The following is a 19,323-nucleotide window of genomic DNA, read 5'->3' as shown; positions in this document are numbered from 1 at the left end:
TCAATTGATTTTATTGATTGATGTCAGATTGATACAACTACATGTGGTTCCTGCAGGAACCGTTACGTTAAGCATAAGTCTATAAGTAAGTCCTGAGAATGTTACAGTCTTTCCATTTTCCATATATTCATGATCTAAATTGCACGGGAAAAAGATCTTTACGCTATCGTAACCATCCATATTGGATGCTGAAATATACCATCGTTTAATTTCCGAATTAAAGAAAATAACACCTTTCACATTGGTTACACTATCCAATATTTCATCTCCACAAGATTTGCAAATGGATTGATTTTTCTCACACCCTGCTCCAATCGACAAAAGAAGAGAGAGTGTGCTAATCCATAAAATGAACTTAGTCTTCATTTCTCATCATGCTTTCCGTTAATCACAAGCCCCGCTTCCGGATCGATTTATCTCACTGCGCCTCCGGGATGCGGATACTAAGGGCGCCCTGACTGGTCTGGTGGAGTATCCTCTATAGTTTTCATATAAATGGCCTGTTGAATATTCGACACAAATGTAGCATGTATAGTTGTAATACGAAAGCTATTTCCTGTAATTCTTGATATTTTACTCCCAAAAGCTCTCTTTTTTCCTACAAATCAAACTTTTTAATCGAAGAAATACTTCGCTTTCCCCAGATTCTCGCTTCTCGTGTCCTATGAAACTTGCAGAGAGGGAGAACTTTCTGATAAGTGATCATTCGTCAGGCGCCCGTCAAGTCTGATATGAACGCAAGAGGAAATACCCTCCGCCATCGACAGCATTTCGACGAGGAACTGCTATCTGATCATCGAAGGGTGAGCCTTCGTAGCCATTGCAGGATTTTCGCATGCCTTCAAACTTTTGCTGTGACGTTTCTTGAAGATTTTGGCGTCCTTTGCGGGCGAGAAATGAGATGTCTTATGACTACTGCAAAGTAACGAAAGCAGGCGCACCTCGCTCGTTTCTTATTCGTTCCCTTTGGGTGAGTAGAGCAATCAGTATTCACTCATTGACAAACACTTACCCCCCCCATTCTCTTGTTTTATGGGGAAATATTTGGCTAATCAATAAAACATCCTTATCTTTGCTCCATTAATTTTTAAACGATAGAGTTATGTTGTATTTTTTCAAATCCATCAGAAGATCAGTAAAACACTGGTACATTCCCCTTATATTAGGGATTTTGTTCATTCTTTGTGGTATAGGGGTAATTATATCACCACAAGATTCTTATCTTACCCTTTCAATACTCTTTAGTCTTTCGTTCTTAGTATCGGGGATAATTGAAACCTTCTTTGCCCTACAGAATACTAAAAATCTTAATGGTTGGGGCTGGTATTTGGTAAGCGGACTTATTTCATTGATAATGGGTATCTTTTTACTTATGTATCCTGCCCTATCAATGTTTATATTACCATTGGTAGTAGGTTTTACGTTGCTATTCCGTTCGTTTGAGCTACTTGGTTTTGCCTTCGAAGAAAAAGAAGCAGGCGTACTGAATTGGGGGAACTTAGCCATAGTGAGCGTATTGAGTATTATCCTCTCGTTCATTTTGATTGCTAATCCTATCTTTACAGGTATCTCATTAGTAGTATTCACAGGTTTAGCATTTATCTCCACAGGTATTTCATCTGTAATACTTTCGTTCAATCTGAAAAAGTTAAAAGGTTCTGCTCAAAAGTTATCAGATGATTTAAAGAACCGCATAGAAGACCTCGAAAAAGAAGTGAAAGAAGCTACGAAATAACAGCAAATTAGTAAAATACCACTGGCACAAGTCTATAGTTATACCTATGATTACAGAGCTATAGTGCTTTTTTGCAGAAAATACCTCCAAAGAATTAATACTCTTTGGAGGTATTATGATTTTATAATTGACGCGCCTACGTCCAATATCCAGCACTCTTTTTAAGAGTTGTCTTTATCTTATCTTTTATCTTCAGTAATTGGCATTATTGGCTTTGTGGTATTAAAAGAATACTCCATTGGTAAACCCATACCACCGCAATACCGTTTCGCCCCACAAGAGTATCATCAACCAACTGATAAACATCATCGTAATACCAAACTTGAAGGTATCGCTCCAGCTGTATTGATTGGTAGTGTACAGTAGGGCAGCAGGTTTACTGTTAAAAGGCAGTACATACACATGTCCCACAAGCATTGCCACCGGGAAAGCAAGACTCATAATCGGATACCCGTTTTTCTGAGCTCCCCTATGGCAATAGGAATGAATATGGGGGTAAGCATTGTTTTAGATTGAAATATAAGCGAGAAAAGCAAAATCCCTCCTGTGAGTATCATATACAATACCCAAAACGGAGTGGCTTGAGTTATCCCTAAACTAACGTGAGTTCGATGAATTATAACAGTCTGTAAAATTGGTGATTAGCGAAAATTGTTGTATCTTTATAGTGTTGAAATACAAATTTCTTTCCCTGAAACTCCGTCTTCACTTCTTCTACGGCAAGATTGTATGGGGAGATTTACGATTTCCGCACGGCCAAGGACATCGGCATCGACCGTCCGGAGAAGCGCGAGATCCTGCATCACATCCCACCCACGCCCGAGCAAGAGGCGTTCATTGGTAAGCTGATGGAGTTTGCTAAGACAGGCGATGCTACAATCTTAGATCGTGCCCCGCTGAGTGAAAAGGAGGAGAAGGCCAAGATGCTTATCGCCACAGATCTCGCGAGGAAAATGAGCCTCGATATGCGGATGATCGATCCGATGAAATACTCGGATCACATTGACAACAAAGCCAGCCATTGCGCCAAGCTGCTCAGCGAGTACTATCGCAAGTATGACGAGCAGAAGGGCACGCAGTTCGTCTTCTCTGACCTCGGAACATACAAGCCGGGCGAATGGAACGTGTACTCGGAAATCAAACGCAAGCTCGTGGAGGATTACGGCATCCCCTCATCAGAGATTCGCTTCATCCAAGAATGCAAGAATGAGAAAGCCAAGAAAGCGATGGTAGAGGCCGTGAACCGTGGTGACATCCGTATCGTCTTCGGCTCGACATCCATGCTCGGCACGGGCGTGAACGCCCAGCAACGTGCGGTGGCAGTCCATCACCTCGATATAGCTTGGAGGCCTTCCGATCTCGAGCAGCGCAACGGGCGAGCTGTTCGCAAAGGCAACGAGATAGCCAAACAGTTTGCCGATAACAAAGTGGACGTGATCATCTATGCCGTGGAGCGCTCGCTCGACAGTTACAAGTTCAACCTGCTACACAACAAACAGCTCTTCATCAACCAACTCAAGACGAACACGCTCGGCAGTCGCTCCATCGACGAAGGTTCGATGGACGAGGACAGCGGCATGAACTTCTCAGAGTATGTGGCCGTGCTGTCGGGCAACACTGATCTACTCGAGAAAGCGAAGCTGGATAAGAAGATCGTCACTTTGGAATCGGAGCGAAAGGGCTTCCTTAAAGAGCGCGACACGGCGGCGGCCAAGCTCGAGGAGATCAAAGTTTCTATCGCCTTCCATTCAGACAAGATCCGAGAAGCCCGGGCGGATCGAGCACATTTCGAGAGCCAGCTACAGCGTGACGCCGACGGTGTGCCGATCAATAAGCTGTCGGTAAAAGGTGTGCCGGACGGTGCAGACATCAAGGCCGTGGCCGCGCGCTTGCAGGAGATCGCGGAGAAAGCGCGCACCGAAGGCGAGTACAACAAGATCGGTGAGATCTACGGTTTCCCGGTCATGGTGAAGACGGAAAGCACGGCGAAGGACCTTTTCGATTGCTCCGTCAACCGCTTTTTCGTGCAAGGCCGCAGCGGCATCCTCTATACCTATAATAATGGTCGTCTGGCTGCTGATCCGAAGCTCGCCTGCCAAAACTTCCTGAACGCACTAGAGCGGATCCCGAAAGTCATCGAGACGCACGAGAGGGAGTTGGCCAAGGTGAAGGAGCAGATCCCAGCCTTCGAGGCCGCTGCCTCAGGCGTCTGGCGGAAAGAGGACGAGCTACGTACGCTGAAGAGGAACGCGGCGGAGCTGGATCGGAAGATTGCACTCTCACTTGCACCACCGACGACGGAAAAAGAGGGGCAGGCAGCGGACAAGAACGTGGTCGAAAAAGGAAACGGTGCCAGTCTTCGTCAAGCGGACAAGGTGGAGCAGGATGTAGCGAGTCGTGTGGTGATTGGGAAGGTGGGATGGAGATAAACAGGCCCTGTTTACCCTTGCGCAGGCCTCTGCCGAGGCAGAGAAGTTTGCCTGATACAAGAAATAGTGGCGATTTATTCGGTACCCGGCCAAACTTCGCCGGCGGCCGCAGCCGCCCCCAAACAGGCGCCTGTTTATACTTCTTCTTCATGCCCTATTTCTTCAGCCCATCTATCAACTGTGCCCGCACCGCTTCATATCCGGCTTGGGGGTCGAACGGCCGCTCGGGGCGTAGAAAGACGCGCGTATCGCCGAGAAAATCTGGATCAGCCATTTTCGCCTCCATGTTCGCCACAAACTGCTTATAGGTCGGGGGCTGCTGCACAGAGAAAGCCATGTAGCGGTTGTAGCACTGCAAGATTTCGGAAGTGTCCACTTCAGCTTCCGTCAGAGCCACATACAGATCGAAGAGGTCGCGCCCCTTTTTGCGCTGATACAGCGCGCGGAGCTTCGTGCCCAACAACTCATTCAGCGCATACGTCGTGATCGCACATTGCCCCGTAAACCAATGACTCTCCACCGCGAACGGCATCTTCACCAGCCCCAGTTCGTTGAAATGCTCGACACAATTGATCTCGATTTTCAATCGTATGGGGACGACCGGAGGCACCTCCGACTCCATCCGAAAGAGCATCGTGTTATTGTATCGCTTTTGCTGGGTGACACGATCGGGCAGGAAGTCCAACACCTCCCCGAGGCGGAAGAGAATCGGCTTAATCGGGCCGGGGTGAATCTGTACCAAATCAATGTCTTCGCTGTATCTCGGCTGGGGCGAGAGGTACAGTTTGTGCAGCGCCGTGCCTCCGCGAAAGGCAAGCTGCGAGGCCAAGAACTCGTCGCTGAAGATGGCCACCAGTGCGCGGGAGATGATCAGATCTTGCTCCACTTGAGCGGGATCGTTCCAGGGCACCCAGCCGGCCCATTGCGTGATGGATGCGCGGTCTATCATACGTCGTCCGGCTCGATAGTCATATTGACGTCGATCTTCCAGCGATCGTTTTTTGCCGCCATCACCTCCGTGCTGCGCGTGGACAGCGGTACATACCGCAGCCTTCCGGCATACGCACGTAGCTTCTCATACAGCACGTCGGCCACTTCCGTCTGCAGCAAAACTTCTTCTAAGACATACCCCAATCGTTGGAGGGTGGCTTGCGAGGTGTAGTCGAACAGCCGCCCCGAGACACGACGGAAGTCCAGCCTCTCCGACAGCTCAGCCAAGACCGTCGCCGCCTCAGACAAACCGCCGATATATTGCTCGTATTGTATCAGATCGACGGCCGTCAGTTCGGCATTGGAGTAGCGGATCGTGCCGGTCTCCGAGTTTTTCGTCAGCAAAAAGTCCGACGGAATCTCTTTGCGATACGACCACACCAGCAGGTTGTTTTTGGAAGGGGACACCGAAGGCTTCGGTAAAACGGTGGTGACGAAAAACTTCTGCGGCCGTTGGTGCGCAGCCCCCAGCAATGCCGCCGCGCTGAGCAGGCTGATGTAGTAAGGCTTGTTTTGATGGGCCATCAGCCGATCGATGTAGTAATGCGGAGGGATGACGCCTCGGCCGGCATAGTGCGGCGGCATGATCACATAAAATCCGCGGTATACGGATACGATGATTTTCTGCGCAGACAACCGGAACAATTCGTTCTTGACGACTTGCTCCGAAGCGTTGGGAAAGGCTTGGCGCACCTCCCCGAAAGTGAGCGTGGGCATCCCGCCGATCTCCCGCTTTCTGATCCATTCTCTGACTGTCATATGGGTTTGTTTTGAGGCAAAGGTAATCGCGACCGGATTACCGTTGCACCAATTTCGCGCAGAAGAGACGGGGACACAGGCATGGATCACATCCTTCCAAAGGATCATTCTTTTCATCGACAGCTCACTTCTCCTGCTTTTTGAACGCCAAGATGCCCTCAGCGGGAAAGTAGCGGCGGTTGCCGATCTTGACGGAGGGCAGCATACCCCTCTTTCCCCAAATTAGGGCCGTCTTGTGGTGGATGCGAAGGATTCGGGCCACGTCAAAGGCGTCGTAATATTTCGGTTCATCTGGTTTGGTTTTCATCTCGTTCGTCATTTCTTCAATGTGTAATGGTTGTCTTTCTGTAGCTCTATCAGGCCGCTCTCTTGCATGTGGCGGATGTAGTCCTTGGCGGTCCGCTCTTTTACTTCTACTGTCTGCATGATCAATCGAAGAAGCTCGTCGATGGCCAAGCGGTCATGTGCGCGGAACACTTCACGGGCGATCAGCGACAGCTCGGCCGTCTTGCGTCGCTCACGCTCTTCTTCCGATTTCTCGCCGCGGGAGACGTGCATGTCACGCTGCTTATCCCACCCAAAAAGCATAATCGGGACGTCAAGCGGACTGCCGTCACGCACCTTCAGCGCCTTCACGACCGACAGCGCTGGGTTGTCGTCCTTCTCGATCGACAGGATGGCGGCCGACTTGCGTTGCAGTTCCGATCCGATGTGTCCGCGTAGCTTGATGCCGTTGGGGACGAAGTGGAGTACGCAAAGGATACACGTGTGGTAGATGCCCGCCAGCCGATAGAGCTCGTCCACCACAGCGATGCTCTCGGCTTCGTCGTTGGCCGAACGGATCAGGTCGGCGATGCCGTCGATGACAACAAGGTGGATGCCGCCGTGCCGATGATGGTAGAGGTCGAGGCTGTCTTTGATGAGCTGCAAGCGATCCTTGCGAGAGAGCGCAGCGAGAAAAACGGGGTGGTAAAACGTCGGCATTGCATCGAGTCCGACCCGCCGCAGGGTTTTCCCCACGTTGCGGTGAAGCTGGTACTCGGATTGCTCTGTGTCGTAGTGTAGGACGGCCTTGTGCGACGTGTTGGGCGTAACCTCCAGCCCGAGCAGATCGGGTGGAGGTGTTGGAATCTCGGTCAGCAGTGTCCCGGCGATCAACGCCGACACATAATTGCTTTTCCCCGTCCCTTCGCCCCCGGTAATGCAAAACAGGTTGTCGTAGGTGCCCAACGGGACACCGCGTGACGCGATCACCGTTTGAGAGCGGTCGGGCGGATGGCGGTAATCGATCTCGCACGAGTCGAGCAGCATGAGCGTTTGCGTATAAAGCTGCTCCAAGCGGTCGGTAATTAGGTGATGGAAGTCCTCCGCGCTGTATCCCAAACGGAAGTAATCAGAGATGTCCTTCTCAGCCTTCGTTCCGACCAGTGGCAGCTCGATCCGTCGGACGTTGTAGGGGGCGAACTGTTCGCATCTGAGGGTGGAAGCCTTCACGCCCGTCTCGTCAGCGTCGTAGAGGAAGAAGACGTGACGGAAGCGTCGGACGAGCATCTCGATGATGGAGGCGTCGATCTCAGCCGTCTCGCTGTTGAAGCAAATGGCGTGAAAGCCGTGTGCGGCAAGCGACATCACATCCTTCTCGCCGCCGGTGATGAACAGCATGTCACCCCGTTGCGGGAGTTGCTCCATGCCGAACGTGTAGATATCCGGCAGGCGGCCACCATAGACAAATCGGGTCGCACTTGAAGGGCGATAGATTTTCACGTAATCCTTGCGCACGTAGCCGAATAGCGGCTCGTGGGCGCTGCTCATAAAGCCGTAACGCTTCCCTTCGGCCGTCTCGCTGCGGAAGCTGCGGAGCGATCGGACGCCATAGCGCTGCAACACGTTCGGCGTGATGCCGTACTGTCTCCAATAAGCGCATTCGCTTTCGTCGAAGGCCTTTTCCTCGATGCGGTAAGGTCTGCCGGCAGGCTCCGCAAGCGTCGGTGTTGGTCGAAGCGTTAGAACACTTTCGACTTGTGTTCGAATGGATCCGGGTGCGCACTCCGGCAAGGAGATGGACAGGGATAGGTCACGGATGATCTTCTCCAAGATGCGGGGGAAGTCCTTTTGCAAATCAAGGTCATGCAGCGCCGCTACAAACCAGAAGCAGTCACCTGAACAAGTCGGATCTCCGAAGTCATTCATGCGGTAAATGCCTGTTTGCGGCACCTTGTAGATGAAGCACGACGCCCGCCGATCGTCGTAGAGCGGATTGCGGAACTTCTTCCCTGGTGTGATGGCGAAGGGAATGTAATGGCGAAATACCTGCAATCCGCCATCTGTGGCATGCAAGATCAATGCTTTCTCTTTCATGCTTCTTCTCCTTTCTCTGACTTGTGCACCTCTCTTTCGTCTAATATCTCCCGGATGAGATCCTTTATGATCTCTCGAAAAAGCGCGTTGTTCTTCAGGAGGCCGATGATGATGTTGGAACATATCAATAGAATCTTCTGCAGATACTTCATCAGCTCTCGGTACTTCCCTTCCATTGCAGAATCCGCAAAAAGCTCTGCCGGATCGATCTCCAATAGCTCGCAATAACCGACGAGAAGCGCCGTACGGAAGCTCTTCGCCTTATTTTCCATCCGATAGATCGTGGTTGGATTAACTTGCAATTTTCCAGCGACATACTCCATAGAATAACCTCTAGTCAGTCGCTCCTTTCTAAGTCTATCTCCGATGTTGTACATATGTGTAAAGTTAGAGTGCACCTTACGACAGCCTTCCTGCATCGGACACCAATCTATTGCGTTTTTCGCAGGAAATATTGCGTAAAATGCAAGAGTTATCTTCTTCACCAAAAGGGAGGGCCTAGAGCAAACCGTATCAAGATCGAAACCACGACGATTTGAACTTTTCACTGCTTTGATGTGGTTGTCCCGCACAAGGGATCCTTTCCTTGATGGGCCACTCCCGCCCATAAACAAGAAAAATCTCCGATACAACCCACTTGAAGGTGTTAGCCGTACCGGAAAATCTATTTGGGGTATGAGGCAAGAGCAATTATGCTTGGATCGTTACTTCATCAGAACCATCTTTGAGGATGACGTGAATGTAGATCATCTTGCTGTGCGACCAGACGACTGTGTCCACCCTAGTGACATCGATCACGGGGTCATGGATCCACAGCTGGCTCGTCGGGTCGGCCACAGGGGCAGAGAGGCTTGAAGTGCACGTGCTTGGAGTAAAGACCCGCTAATCCTGCTTTTGTAGAGGAGGGGGAAAACAAAGAAGTCCACCAGAATCGCAGTTCGTCACAAACTGTAATCTGGTGGACTTCTTTCAATCGAATTGAAGCCAAACATCTCGTTTCCATTGCATTTTACAAAGGAGGCAAGATAAGCTGGGTTCACATGCCATCATACATCTCAGTGCGGTCGCATAAAGACATGAAAAGGGAAGGAGACCATTGGACAAGATTGTGCAAAGGCACTCTCTTAGTCTCTTAGAGAGCTAACCTTCGCATATGTGCAAAAGCATCCACGTACAGACAGAGTGAGCACCTCACTCATATGGGGGTGTAAATACACAAGAAGTAAGGCTTTTAACAATTGGAAGAAGAGATGTGAATACAGGTATAACTGCCGAGACCAAATGAATTGGCCTTGTCTATCCCGTTGATCAGATAGGTCAGGAGAAATGTTCCAGCCCGTATAAACACTTGCTTTTTCCATGTCTTTTACTCCGTTTGTTCGTCTAACTGAGAGCAAATGTAAACCGTATTCTAAACACAAAAAAGGTGCTTTTCTTTTCCCCATAAGGATATAGACCCGTCTGCAAGCAGAAAGTCGGCGGATAACACGCCTAAAGAGGCAGGCAATCTCTTTAGGCATCATTCGGGGAAAGGGACGTCTCCCCAAAGGGGCCATTCCCCCGTAAGGTAAAAACACCTCCACAGGTGGATACCCTCCGAGAATACGGTAGCAGGCAGCATGTGCAGGTTTTGTGCCTAAAGGCAGAAACCTATCCCCATAAGGTAAAAACATCACCACAGGCAGAGACCCTCCGAGATGGCGGCAGCAGGTTTGCAGGCTTTACACCCAAGGTCAAAACCTGTGCGACAACATTCCGTCATTCGCACAGAGCACAGGGATGACAGACCCCATCCTGATTTTTGTCTTCATCTTGGGGGTGCAGTATTCAAACCCCTTCTGGGTGCACGGGCACGTCCCCCCTTAAAGGGGGACGTGCACCGTGACACATGAAGAGGGGTATGAGACTGCAGAGAAAAAGAGATTACGTGATTTGAAAAGAGAAGCATCCCGCATAGATCAATTAACAACCTTGCTGTCAATACATTACGTGGTAAAATAGAGATGATCTACCTTGTCGTTTCACGACATTTGACCGTTATGACTATGGGGAAAAGACCGTTTACACCTGCTTTTGTTGGTCATGAAAAGGGCATCCAAAGAGCAATCGAGAGAAGATTGTAGTGTTCTGCGCATATGAAAGTCGCAGCAAAACGGCAACGTTCTCACGAGGGAAAACTATCTTTGCGGGCAGAAAGTGAGTGTTCTCTGTTATACATGAACAAAGCAGGTCGAAGCACTTAGCTCATTACCTAATCGTTACCTATTCCCTTTTACATTATAGGTAACATTCTCCCATTCAGATAGATAGGCTCTCGATGCAGAGTTCCTGCAAACACCAAAAAGTTTCTCGAGAGACTTGCGGAACTCCCGCAAACACCAAGGCAAAAAGAGAGCGTGCGGCGGGTCTTGTTTTCCCGTGCACGCTCTCTGCTCTGCGTCTACTTTATGGATGGATGGAGCCGGTTACTTGGCGATCTTCTCAAGCCATTTCAACATGCCGAGCATGACGAACATGGAGATGAGGCAGATGGTCAGGAAGACGGTCCAGCACTGCCAGATGGGCATCTTGTTATACATCAGCGGGCCGATCCAGAGGAAGAGGTTGCCAATGGCGGTGGCGCCGAGCCAGAGGCCTTGACAGAGGCCTTGCAGATGTTTCGGGGCGACTTTCGAGACGAACGAGAGGCCCAGCGGCGAGATAAATAGCTCGGCCACGGTGAGGAAGAAGTAAAGCACGATCAGCACCCAAGGGCCGGCTTTGATGGCCATCTGTTCGCTGTCGGATAGTCTCTTGAATTCGGTTCCCGAGGGGTAGCCCTGCATGAAGGAGAAGATGGCCAGGAAGAGGAAGGCCAAGCCGGCGATACCCATACCGATGGCAATCTTGCGGGGGGTCGAGATCTCGCGGCCGCGCTTGCTGAGGGCACCGAAGATGAGCATGACAATGGGCGTGAGCGTGATGACGAAGAAGGGGTTGACGGCCTGCCAAATCTCCGGGGCGAGGTTGTCGGTCTGGACAAAGTCGCGGGCGAAGAGGGAGAGCGATTGGCCGTTCTGGTGGAAGGAGAGCCAGAAGAAGATGACGATGCCTAAGACGGCAAAGAGGGCGTACATGCGGCGCTTGATCTCGCCCGCCATCTCGGCCCGCTCCTCCGGGGTGTAATCCTCCACGACCTGCTTCTCTTTCTTGGCGGGCACGGGGAATATCTTCTGGTTGACCATGAAAATGATGAGCGAAATGAGCATGGCGGCCACGGAGGCGATGAAGGAATAGTGGATGCCGGTGTTGAAGATGTCGAGGTAGCTCTCGCAGAAGGCACGAATGGAATCGGGTGAATTGGCGTCTACCGTGCCGCCGACCTTACCGATCAGCCCGAGCAGATTCTTCATCGGATCGCCAACCATGGAGGCTCCTTCTAAAATGTACTGGTGGCAGGCGGCGGGCAGGGCAGCGTTGTAGATCAGGCCGTGCGTGTTGAGCCACCACTCGCGCAGCAAGGGGGCAACGAAGGGCGCGATGAGTCCGCCGACATTGATAAAGACGTAGAAAATCTGGAAGCCTGAGTCGCGTTTGCCTTGCACGCGGCGATAAGCCTCGGGGCCTTGGGCCAGGGCTTCGGCCTCGAAGTTGTCATACATCTGTCCGACGATGGCTTGCAGGTTGCCCTTGAAGAGGCCGTTACCGAAGGCGATGAGCAGCAGGGCGAAGCAGGTCAGGGGCAGCAGCCAACCGATGTTGCCTTGGGTGGAGAGAATGGGGATGGAGAGGATGATGTAGCCGGTGGCCATGATGATGAGGCCGGAGCGGATGACGGCTTTATAGTTCTGGGTGCGATCGGCAATGATGCCGCCCACGAGGCTAAGCACATAGATGCCGCAATAGAAGACGGAGTAGATGATGGCACTGGCCTCGTCGCTCAGTCCGAATTTGGAGCAGAGAAAAAGCACCAGCACGGCATTCATGATGTAATACCCGAAGCGTTCGCCCATGTTGGAGAGGGCGGCAGGGATGAGTCCCTTGGGATGGTCTTTGAACATAAGAATCAGTTTTTTAGTCGGTAATGTATGGATGAGTAGTTATTGAATGATCTGCTTGATGGCGCCCGTTTCGGGGTAGAAGATGACCTTGATCGGCGCCTTTCGGTCTTCAAACATGACGGGCGCCAGGGCCTCGTGCGAGCCGAACTGCACCACTTGCACCTCGCCGCGATAGAGCTGTTTGTCGCCCATTTCGATCCGCGCGTCGGCCTTGCCGGGCACATTATAGATGATGCCCTTCATGGACTTTTCCTTCTTCTCGGCCTCTTTAGGGTCGAGGGCGGGAGCGCGATTGATGGCATGGAGGCTGAGGTAGATGGGGGTGCCGCCGAGGTCGTCGGGATCGAGGAGGCCGAGCTTCTCGGAGAAGCGGAAGAGGACTTCGCGATCGAGGTCGTCGTCGGGCACGATGCGGGTTTCATGGAAGGTGGTCTTGCGATGCTTTTCGCCGACGAAGAGGGCGGTCAGGGCCTGCTCCTGGTCGGTGAGTTGCTGGAGGACGATCTTCATGGCCTCGCCGTCGGGGGGCATGTTGTCGGCCTCGCCGGAGAGGATGTCCATGCGTGTTTCGCGCAGCTTGTAGATCTGTCGGGCGGCCACTTCGGCCTGTCGGGTGACGGATCCGGCCATCAGCAGCTCCTCGGTCATCAGCGCGGGCACCTGTTCCTTCTCGGCGGCTTGCGCGCTGCGTTTGGCTACGGCTACGACAGATTCCGTGGGGCTATAGTCGGCATTGATGGTGCAGAGCAGGCCGTCATCGGTCAGGTAGACGAAAGGGGCGGTGGTTTTGGGTTTGAACTCGACGATGTAGGTATTGGCCTCGTCGGGCACGCCTTTGTTTTGCAGGTAGACTTTACTCAGTTCGTAATACACATGGTCGGACATGACGGCATCCTTGACGCCGAGATACTTTTCGGCATACTTGTAGTAAGGCCCGGCCTTGCAGGTCACTTGGGTGATTTCGGCCGTTACGACCAGCGATGTTTTGGGGAGGGAGTAGGTGACGCCGTAGCCGTTGCTTTTCATCGCTATTTTCTTCTCCACCCGCGTTTGCGAAAAGGCCGGAGAGGCCATGCCGAGCAGGAGGCAGATCGTCCAGATGCTGTATTTCATATTCGTCTTCAGTTTATGTTGCCTGCGTTTATTAATGCAAAAAGGTGCGCAAATCTATCTCTATTTTTCACCGGCACAACGTTTCTCTACTTTCGCGCCCCGTAATTCAAATATCAATTAGCTGTTTATGGATACACACACGACTTCTAACGAGATCCAAATTGAACTCACGGACGAGGTGGCACAGGGTACGTACGTCAACCTGGCCGTCATTGCCCATTCGGAGGATGAGTTCGTCTTTGACTTTATCCGCCTCGTGCCCGGGGTGCCGAAGGCGAAGGTGAAGTGCCGCCTCATTATGACGCCCGACAATGCCCGCCGACTGCTCCACACGCTGGACGAGAACCTGCGCCAATACGACGAAACGCGGCAGGGCGGAGGCGCTGACGACGCGAACTCGTTCGGCGGCATGCTCCCCCCGATCGGGAAGCCCGGCGAGGCCTAAACGCATCGTGCGCATCGTGCGGCAGGACGCGGACGACCGTCGAAGCCGCGTCTGGTGACCCGAAATGGCCGCGAACCTCTTTTTAGTCGTTTCTGGTGGCCCGAAATGGCCGCAAACCTCTTTTTAGTCATTTCGGGTGACCAGAAATGGTCTTTTTGGCCGCGTCGTGTCGCATGAAATGACATTTCCAGCCGTCGAAGCCGTTTCGTGTCGCATGAAACGACATTTCCGACCGTCGAAGCCGTTTCGTGTCGCATGAAATGACATTTCCGACCGTCGAAGCCGTTTCGTGTTGCATGAAATGACATTTACGGCCGTCGGAGCCGTTTCGTGTCGCATGAAATGGCATTTCCGGCCGTCGAAACCGTTTCGTGTCGCATGAAATGGCATTTCCGACCGTCGAAGCCGTTTCATGTCGCATGAAATGACATTTCCGGCCGTCGAAGCCGTTTCGTGTCGCATGAAATGGCATTTCCGACCGTCGGAGCCGTTTCGTGTCGCATGATGCGTAATGCCTAAGCCGATAGCCCCCCCTCAGAAAAACAAAAGGCGCCGATTGATGTGGAGTTCAATCGGCGCCTTCCGTTTCTTGGGTTAATCCAACCAGACGAGGGGGTTGAGCTTGCGCTTTTCACGCCAGAGCTGGAAGTGGAGCACGGTCTCGTCACGGTTTTCGACGTCGGAATAGATGCGGCCGATGGACTGGCGGGTGGCGACGCGATCGCCGACCTTGACGTAGACGCGGCCGAGGTTGCCGTAGACGGTGAGGTAGCGGCCGTGGCGGATGATGACGTTGTAGTTGTAGCCCGGCAGGACGAAGACACGCGTAACGGTGCCCGTGTAGACGGCTCGCGCATCGGTACCCTTCGAGGTTCGGATGTCGATGCCATTGTTGGTGGTGCGGACGTACGTCCAACGTTTGTGGCGGTGGCGGCCAAAGCTCTCGACCACCTTATAGCGGCCGTCGAGCGGGAAGGGCAGGCGGCCACGGTTGGCGGCAAAGTCGTCCGATAGCTTGCGGTCCTGACGCGAGGGGGCGTCCGGTTTGCGACGGTTCTTACGGGCCGTCTGCTCGGCGTTTTTGGCGCGCGCAGCGGCAGCCATCTCCTCGGTGGCCAGCTGCTCGATGCGACGGTCGAGGGCCTCGGCCTGTTGCTGCTGGCGGGCCAGGTCGCGGGTGAGATCCGTCTGGCGCGCCTCTAACCGGCGGACGCCGGTGCGCTGCTCCGTCTCGGCGTCTTTGAGCCGGCTCAGCTCCGTGGCGCGCACCTCGAGCAGGTCAGCTTTCTCGCCGCGAACAGCGGCCAGGGCGGCCCGTTTCTCGTCGATCTCCTTCTGCCGATCCACGATGGCGAGCGCCTGTTGCTTCTGCCACGAAGCGTATTCGTGGAGGTAGCGCAGGCGACGGATGAAGCGGGCGAAATTGTCCGACGAGAGCAGGAAGATCCATTTGTTATGCGCCGTGCAACGCTCATAGAGGGTGCAGACCAGGTGGGCGTACTGCTGTTTCCGCTCGCCGAGGCGCTTCTCGAGGCGCCGGAGGTCGGCGTTGGCCGTGGCGATGCGGCGGTCGATGGCGGCGAGGTCTCGGTTGAGGCCGTCGATCATCTGCTTGTGTTCCGACACCTGCCGTGTGAGCTCCTTGAGGCGCTCGGCCGAAAGGCGGGCGGTGCGGGTGGTCTCGTCCAGCTGGCGACGTGTCTTTTTCATCTCCGTGCGGACGTTTTGGCGTTGGTCTTTGAGTCGTTTTTTCGACTGCTTCTGCCCGGTGAGTGAGCCCATGAAGCATAGCATGACGGCTACGATCGCAAGGTATCGCGCCGCCTGCTTTAGAATAAGTCGAAGAATTGCCATAGCTGTTTGGGTACAATGCGTTGGTATTTATTGGGGATGGGAAAGCTCATTTCCACGGGTGCGTCTATATCTACGTTGTTGAATTCGATCGAGAGTTTCTTGTGTTCGTCTACCTCCGCTTCCATGTCCATGGGGAAGGGGCGGCCGCCGATGGTGCGGAAGCGGCTGTAGCTCCAATGCAGCTCAACGAAGGGGCAGATGATTTCCGTGTCGATGAGGCGCACGTGGTTGTCGGTAGAGAAGTCGTACGACACGCCCGCGGCGTCCTTGGTGGTGAAGAGCCGATAGCCGAAGGGGCGCTTCCGATTGTCGAAGCGATCGAGGTCGAAGGCGCTGCCGTCGGGCATGAAGAGGCGGTTAGTGAGGAGGGCCTCGAGGTGCTCGTAGCGGAAGTCGTAGGGGCAGGTCCGCTTGTAATAGGTCGGAATCTCCTTCGTGATTTTCTCAATGGGTTCGGCGAGGTAGCGCCTCCCGAGCCGGTCGATGACCTTCAGGCTGTCGCGGCTGACCTCGACGCGAAACATCTCAATACCGACCAGCGGCGTGATGGAGATTTGCAGGCGCTGGCCTCGGATGACCTTCAGGCGGGCGCGCGAACTCATCTCGTCTTTCGTTTTGGGATTGATCGTCACATCAAGCGTGGCCGTGAGCGTGCGATAGTCGGGCGTAGAGAGTCGGCCGACCTGCTGGATGTATTCGGCCTCCGAGAGGGCTTCGGCGACGGCCTTGTCAGCCTTTGTAGCCGCCGACCGCGTCGTCCGACAGCCCGCAAGCGTCATCGCCAGAAGTACGCTCGAGAGGGCCAGGGCGCGCAGATTAGTCGTCGCCCGATTCATCCTCCGGCCCCTCCAGATAAGCCTCTTCAGCGATCTTCCGCTCCAGTGTCTTCGACTTCTTTCCGGCCGCGCGCGCCTGCTTCCATTGCTCGACGGCCTTGGCCTTGTCGCCGGTCATAAAGAGGATGTCGCCAAAGTGCTCGAGCAATTCGGCGCTGTTCGTGGTGTCCTTCCCGACGGCGTTTTGGATATAGATCAGCGCCAGAGAGTAGTTCTGCTTCTTGAAGAAGACCCAAGCGTAGGTGTCGAGATAGGTGGCATTGTTCGGCTCCAGCTTAATGCATCGGGCGCTCATCTGCTCGGCCTTATCGAGGTCGCCCGTGGGCCGCAAGATGGTCAGGTAATAGGCGTAGTTGTTGAGCACGGCCGTGTTGTTGGGGTTGTACTGGAGCGATTTATCGTAGGCCTCAAACGCCTCCTTCCGCCGCTTGATCTGGAAGTAGATGTCGCCGATCTGGCCGTAGAAGTCCGAGCGCATGTGAACGTTCTCCTCGGGGATCTTCTCCAGCCCCTCGCGATAGGCGTCGAGGGCCTTTTGGTAAGCCTTCTCCTCGTAATAGAGGACGCCGAGATAGAAGAAATAGACGGGCGACTCGGGGAACATCTGGCGACACTTCTGGCAGATACGCATGGCCTCCTTCGTGTCGTTGGCCTGAATGGCGATGACGAGCAACTGCTGCCAGGCTTCTTCGTTGTCGGGCTCCATCTCGGTGACGAGTTGGTATTGATAGCGGGCCTCCTCCGTCTTGTTTTGCATCATCAGTAGGCCGGCGTAGTATCTCTTCAGCGAAGGCTCCTCGGGGTGTTGCGCCAGGAGGGTGCGGAAGAGCGTATCGGCCGTCATCATGGCGTCCGGCGTCTGGTGGAGCTGGCGGAGGTAGCGCGCCAGGATGCCCATCTTCGTCTCCACGTCCAGCTCCCGATCGACGAGTGCGGTGCGGATCTGATTCTCGGCCGCCGCCCGATCGCCCACGGCCTCGTAATAGTTGGCCATCGAGACGGGATAATAGGGCGACGTGGGGTCGATCTCATGCGCCGCCTCGTAGGACGAGAGCGCCCCGGCCGTGTCGCCATTCTCCAGCAGCAAGTCGCCGATCATAATCGGGTATCGCACGTCGCCCGGATTGTTGTCCGCCAGCCGTTGCAGCTCGTTGTAAGCCTTATCCCGCTGCTCCATCTGCATGTAGAGCTTGTATTTCTGCATAGAGAGCGCCTCGTTGACGCCCAGCGTATTCTCCAACTCATTGAAGCGGTCGATGGCCTCGCCCGTCTGGCCGGCCTGATTGAGGGCTTCGGCCAGGTAATAGATCAGCTCAGGCTTAGCCGGATGCTCGTGCACCAGCTCACGATAGAGCTCGGCAGCCTCGCCATACATACCCACGTTGAGCGAGAGCGAAGCCAGCGCCAGGCGATAGGTGTAGTTCGTCGGATCGTACTTCACGGCGCGCCTGAGATAGTCGAGCGAGAGCTCCGGTTTGCGTAGTTGCAAGGCGTAGACGGCCAGCTCATAGAGCGGCGCCGCGGCCGTGGAGTCAAGGCTGATGCAGTAACGGAAGTGGTCGTAAGCGACGTCGTGTCTTCCGGCCTGCTTGTCTTTGAGCCCCTCGAAATAGTAGTAGTCCACCTTGCGCTGCTGCTTTTGGGCTTGGATCTGCTTATCGTCGGCCCGCCCTCCGGGCACAACAAAGGCGGCGCAGAGCACGGCCGTAATCAGTCTATATATCGGTTTCATCGTCATTGCGGTGCTGCCTCCCTGTTCATATACCTGTGTGTCCAAATCCGCCGCTGCCGCGCTCGGTCTCGTCGAGCGCCTCCACGGGCTGCCATTCCACGTGCTCACAGCGCGCCACGACCATCTGCCCGATGCGCTCGCCATCACAGACCGTGAAGGGCGTGTCGGAGAGGTTGACAAGGACGATTTTGAGCTCGCCACGATAGTCGGCATCGATCGTTCCGGGCGAGTTCAGCATGGTGATGCCATGCTTGAGGGCCAGTCCGCTGCGTGGGCGCATCTGCGCTTCATAACCTTCGGGCAGGGCGATGTAGAGCCCCGTGGGGATGAGTCGGCGCTCCAAGGGGCCCAGTGTGACGGGCGCGTCGAGAAAGGCACGTACGTCTACCCCGGCCGAGAGCGGTGTGGCGTATTCGGGCAGCGGGTGACGTGATGTGTTTACGATTTTCACTTTCATATGATAGTCATTATTTGATGGCAAAAGTAGCGGCCTTAAACGCTTTCAAGAAATGGCATTATACGACACGAGGCCGATCATGGGATTTCTGAAACGCGAAAATGAGACGCGAAACCGATCCCGTGATTTCTGAAACGCGAAAATGAGACGGGAAACCGATCGCTGACCTTCAAAAACGCCTTCCCGCCGCGGGAAACCGATCAAAACTTTCGAAAAACGCCTTCCCGCGGCGGGAAATGGGGAAAAATCTCCGAAAAACGCCTTCCCGCGGCGGGAAAGGGAAAAAATTCTCAGAAAAACGGTTTCCCGCGGCGGGAAAGGGGAAAAATCGCTCGAAAAACGGTTTCCCGCGGCGGGAAGGCGGTAAAATTTTCTGGAGATCGGTTTCCCGCCACGGGAAATGGGGCTTTTTTGCCGAAAAACGCTTTCCGCCGCGGGAAAGGTGTTTTCTATCGAGCGATGTTTTTGTCGCAAAAAAAGGACGGTCCACGATGCGCAACATCCCGCCGCGGGAAGGAAGTGCCGCTCCATGTCGCCCTCCCCCGCTAATTTTACCACATCCATGCAGCATATAG

The 19,323-nt window shown here is 53.8% G+C and carries 15 protein-coding genes and 1 pseudogene; 3 read left to right on the top strand and 13 right to left on the bottom strand.

The genetic code is table 11. The features are described 5' to 3' along the window. A complete protein-coding gene (locus C7123_RS13035; protein ID WP_159049918.1) occupies window positions 1-366 on the bottom strand; it encodes a hypothetical protein in 366 nt (121 codons plus the stop codon). Window positions 367-1,102: 736 nt separating this feature from the next. Between C7123_RS13035 and C7123_RS11345 the strand changes: the two genes are divergently transcribed. Then, window positions 1,103-1,735 carry an HdeD family acid-resistance protein gene (locus C7123_RS11345; RefSeq protein ID WP_069175107.1) on the top strand — a complete coding sequence of 211 codons (633 nt, stop codon included), beginning with the start codon at window positions 1,103-1,105 and terminating at the stop codon, window positions 1,733-1,735. 719 nt (window positions 1,736-2,454) lie between these two features. Next, window positions 2,455-4,041: pseudogene (locus tag C7123_RS11335) on the top strand (helicase-related protein); the annotation flags it as partial. Window positions 4,042-4,318: 277 nt separating this feature from the next. Here the strand turns inward: C7123_RS11335 and C7123_RS11330 are convergent. The 7 genes from C7123_RS11330 to C7123_RS11295 all read right to left on the bottom strand — a co-directional run bounded on the left by C7123_RS11330 (window position 4,319) and on the right by C7123_RS11295 (window position 13,424). Next, window positions 4,319-5,113, bottom strand: coding sequence for a nucleotidyl transferase AbiEii/AbiGii toxin family protein (locus C7123_RS11330; protein ID WP_069175105.1), 795 nt, complete (start codon window positions 5,111-5,113; stop codon window positions 4,319-4,321). After that, entirely contained in the window at window positions 5,110-5,913 is an 804-nt protein-coding gene (locus C7123_RS11325) for a type IV toxin-antitoxin system AbiEi family antitoxin domain-containing protein (RefSeq protein ID WP_069175104.1), read from the bottom strand. Before C7123_RS11325 ends, C7123_RS11330 begins: the two co-directional genes overlap by 4 nt. Before the next feature lie 124 nt (window positions 5,914-6,037). After that, window positions 6,038-6,220, bottom strand: a complete 183-nt coding sequence (locus tag C7123_RS11320) for a helix-turn-helix domain-containing protein (protein WP_237269316.1) — start codon at window positions 6,218-6,220, stop codon at window positions 6,038-6,040. An 8-nt stretch (window positions 6,221-6,228) separates the two neighbouring features. Then, a complete protein-coding gene (locus C7123_RS11315; RefSeq protein ID WP_069175103.1) occupies window positions 6,229-8,271 on the bottom strand; it encodes a bifunctional DNA primase/helicase in 2,043 nt (680 codons plus the stop codon). Next, on the bottom strand, window positions 8,268-8,648 hold the full coding sequence (locus tag C7123_RS13030; RefSeq protein WP_159049917.1) for a helix-turn-helix domain-containing protein: 381 nt from the start codon (window positions 8,646-8,648) through the stop codon (window positions 8,268-8,270). Before C7123_RS13030 ends, C7123_RS11315 begins: the two co-directional genes overlap by 4 nt. A 2,088-nt stretch (window positions 8,649-10,736) precedes the next feature. After that, window positions 10,737-12,311 carry a peptide MFS transporter gene (locus C7123_RS11300; RefSeq protein ID WP_069175100.1) on the bottom strand — a complete coding sequence of 525 codons (1,575 nt, stop codon included), beginning with the start codon at window positions 12,309-12,311 and terminating at the stop codon, window positions 10,737-10,739. Between the two features lie 39 nt (window positions 12,312-12,350). Beyond that, window positions 12,351-13,424, bottom strand: coding sequence for a DUF4831 family protein (locus C7123_RS11295; protein WP_069175099.1), 1,074 nt, complete (start codon window positions 13,422-13,424; stop codon window positions 12,351-12,353). A gap of 127 nt (window positions 13,425-13,551) precedes the next feature. Here C7123_RS11295 and C7123_RS11290 point away from each other — a divergent pair, with 127 nt between their 5' ends. Next, a complete protein-coding gene (locus tag C7123_RS11290; protein WP_037982416.1) occupies window positions 13,552-13,869 on the top strand; it encodes a DUF3467 domain-containing protein in 318 nt (105 codons plus the stop codon). A 594-nt stretch (window positions 13,870-14,463) separates the two neighbouring features. Here the strand turns inward: C7123_RS11290 and C7123_RS11285 are convergent. From C7123_RS11285 to C7123_RS13025, 5 genes are read right to left on the bottom strand one after another with little or no spacing between them, the layout of a single operon-like run. Further along, on the bottom strand, window positions 14,464-15,723 hold the full coding sequence (locus tag C7123_RS11285) for a murein hydrolase activator EnvC family protein (protein ID WP_069175098.1): 1,260 nt from the start codon (window positions 15,721-15,723) through the stop codon (window positions 14,464-14,466). Continuing rightward, window positions 15,699-16,559 carry a DUF4292 domain-containing protein gene (locus C7123_RS11280; RefSeq protein WP_069175097.1) on the bottom strand — a complete coding sequence of 287 codons (861 nt, stop codon included), beginning with the start codon at window positions 16,557-16,559 and terminating at the stop codon, window positions 15,699-15,701. Before C7123_RS11280 ends, C7123_RS11285 begins: the two co-directional genes overlap by 25 nt. Further along, on the bottom strand, window positions 16,540-18,291 hold the full coding sequence (locus C7123_RS11275) for a tetratricopeptide repeat protein (RefSeq protein WP_107490702.1): 1,752 nt from the start codon (window positions 18,289-18,291) through the stop codon (window positions 16,540-16,542). Before C7123_RS11275 ends, C7123_RS11280 begins: the two co-directional genes overlap by 20 nt. A 25-nt stretch (window positions 18,292-18,316) precedes the next feature. After that, on the bottom strand, window positions 18,317-18,748 hold the full coding sequence (gene dut, locus C7123_RS11270; RefSeq protein WP_038012026.1) for a dUTP diphosphatase: 432 nt from the start codon (window positions 18,746-18,748) through the stop codon (window positions 18,317-18,319). A 45-nt stretch (window positions 18,749-18,793) separates the two neighbouring features. Next, window positions 18,794-19,312 carry a hypothetical protein gene (locus C7123_RS13025; protein WP_159049916.1) on the bottom strand — a complete coding sequence of 173 codons (519 nt, stop codon included), beginning with the start codon at window positions 19,310-19,312 and terminating at the stop codon, window positions 18,794-18,796. Between the last annotated feature and the right edge of the window lie 11 nt (window positions 19,313-19,323).

The sequence above is a fragment of the Tannerella serpentiformis genome (genome assembly GCF_003033925.1).
GTDB lineage: Bacteria > Bacteroidota > Bacteroidia > Bacteroidales > Tannerellaceae > Tannerella > Tannerella serpentiformis.
This window is presented reverse-complemented; position numbering and strand designations above follow the sequence as displayed.

Bases quoted from the DNA above. Each gene is read 5' to 3' on its own strand.
- C7123_RS11330 (WP_069175105.1), bottom strand. From the start codon at position 5,113: ATGATAGACCGCGCATCCATCACGCAATGGGCCGGCTGGGTGCCCTGG.
- C7123_RS11315 (WP_069175103.1), bottom strand. From the start codon at position 8,271: ATGAAAGAGAAAGCATTGATCTTGCATGCCACAGATGGCGGATTGCAG.
- C7123_RS11320 (WP_237269316.1), bottom strand. From the start codon at position 6,220: ATGAAAACCAAACCAGATGAACCGAAATATTACGACGCCTTTGACGTG.
- C7123_RS11325 (WP_069175104.1), bottom strand. From the start codon at position 5,913: ATGACAGTCAGAGAATGGATCAGAAAGCGGGAGATCGGCGGGATGCCC.
- C7123_RS11280 (WP_069175097.1), bottom strand. From the start codon at position 16,559: ATGAATCGGGCGACGACTAATCTGCGCGCCCTGGCCCTCTCGAGCGTA.
- C7123_RS13030 (WP_159049917.1), bottom strand. From the start codon at position 8,648: ATGTACAACATCGGAGATAGACTTAGAAAGGAGCGACTGACTAGAGGT.
- dut (WP_038012026.1), bottom strand. From the start codon at position 18,748: ATGAAAGTGAAAATCGTAAACACATCACGTCACCCGCTGCCCGAATAC.
- C7123_RS11345 (WP_069175107.1), top strand. From the start codon at position 1,103: ATGTTGTATTTTTTCAAATCCATCAGAAGATCAGTAAAACACTGGTAC.
- C7123_RS11300 (WP_069175100.1), bottom strand. From the start codon at position 12,311: ATGTTCAAAGACCATCCCAAGGGACTCATCCCTGCCGCCCTCTCCAAC.
- C7123_RS11275 (WP_107490702.1), bottom strand. From the start codon at position 18,291: ATGAAACCGATATATAGACTGATTACGGCCGTGCTCTGCGCCGCCTTT.
- C7123_RS13035 (WP_159049918.1), bottom strand. From the start codon at position 366: ATGAAGACTAAGTTCATTTTATGGATTAGCACACTCTCTCTTCTTTTG.
- C7123_RS13025 (WP_159049916.1), bottom strand. From the start codon at position 19,312: ATGGATGTGGTAAAATTAGCGGGGGAGGGCGACATGGAGCGGCACTTC.
- C7123_RS11285 (WP_069175098.1), bottom strand. From the start codon at position 15,723: ATGGCAATTCTTCGACTTATTCTAAAGCAGGCGGCGCGATACCTTGCG.
- C7123_RS11290 (WP_037982416.1), top strand. From the start codon at position 13,552: ATGGATACACACACGACTTCTAACGAGATCCAAATTGAACTCACGGAC.
- C7123_RS11295 (WP_069175099.1), bottom strand. From the start codon at position 13,424: ATGAAATACAGCATCTGGACGATCTGCCTCCTGCTCGGCATGGCCTCT.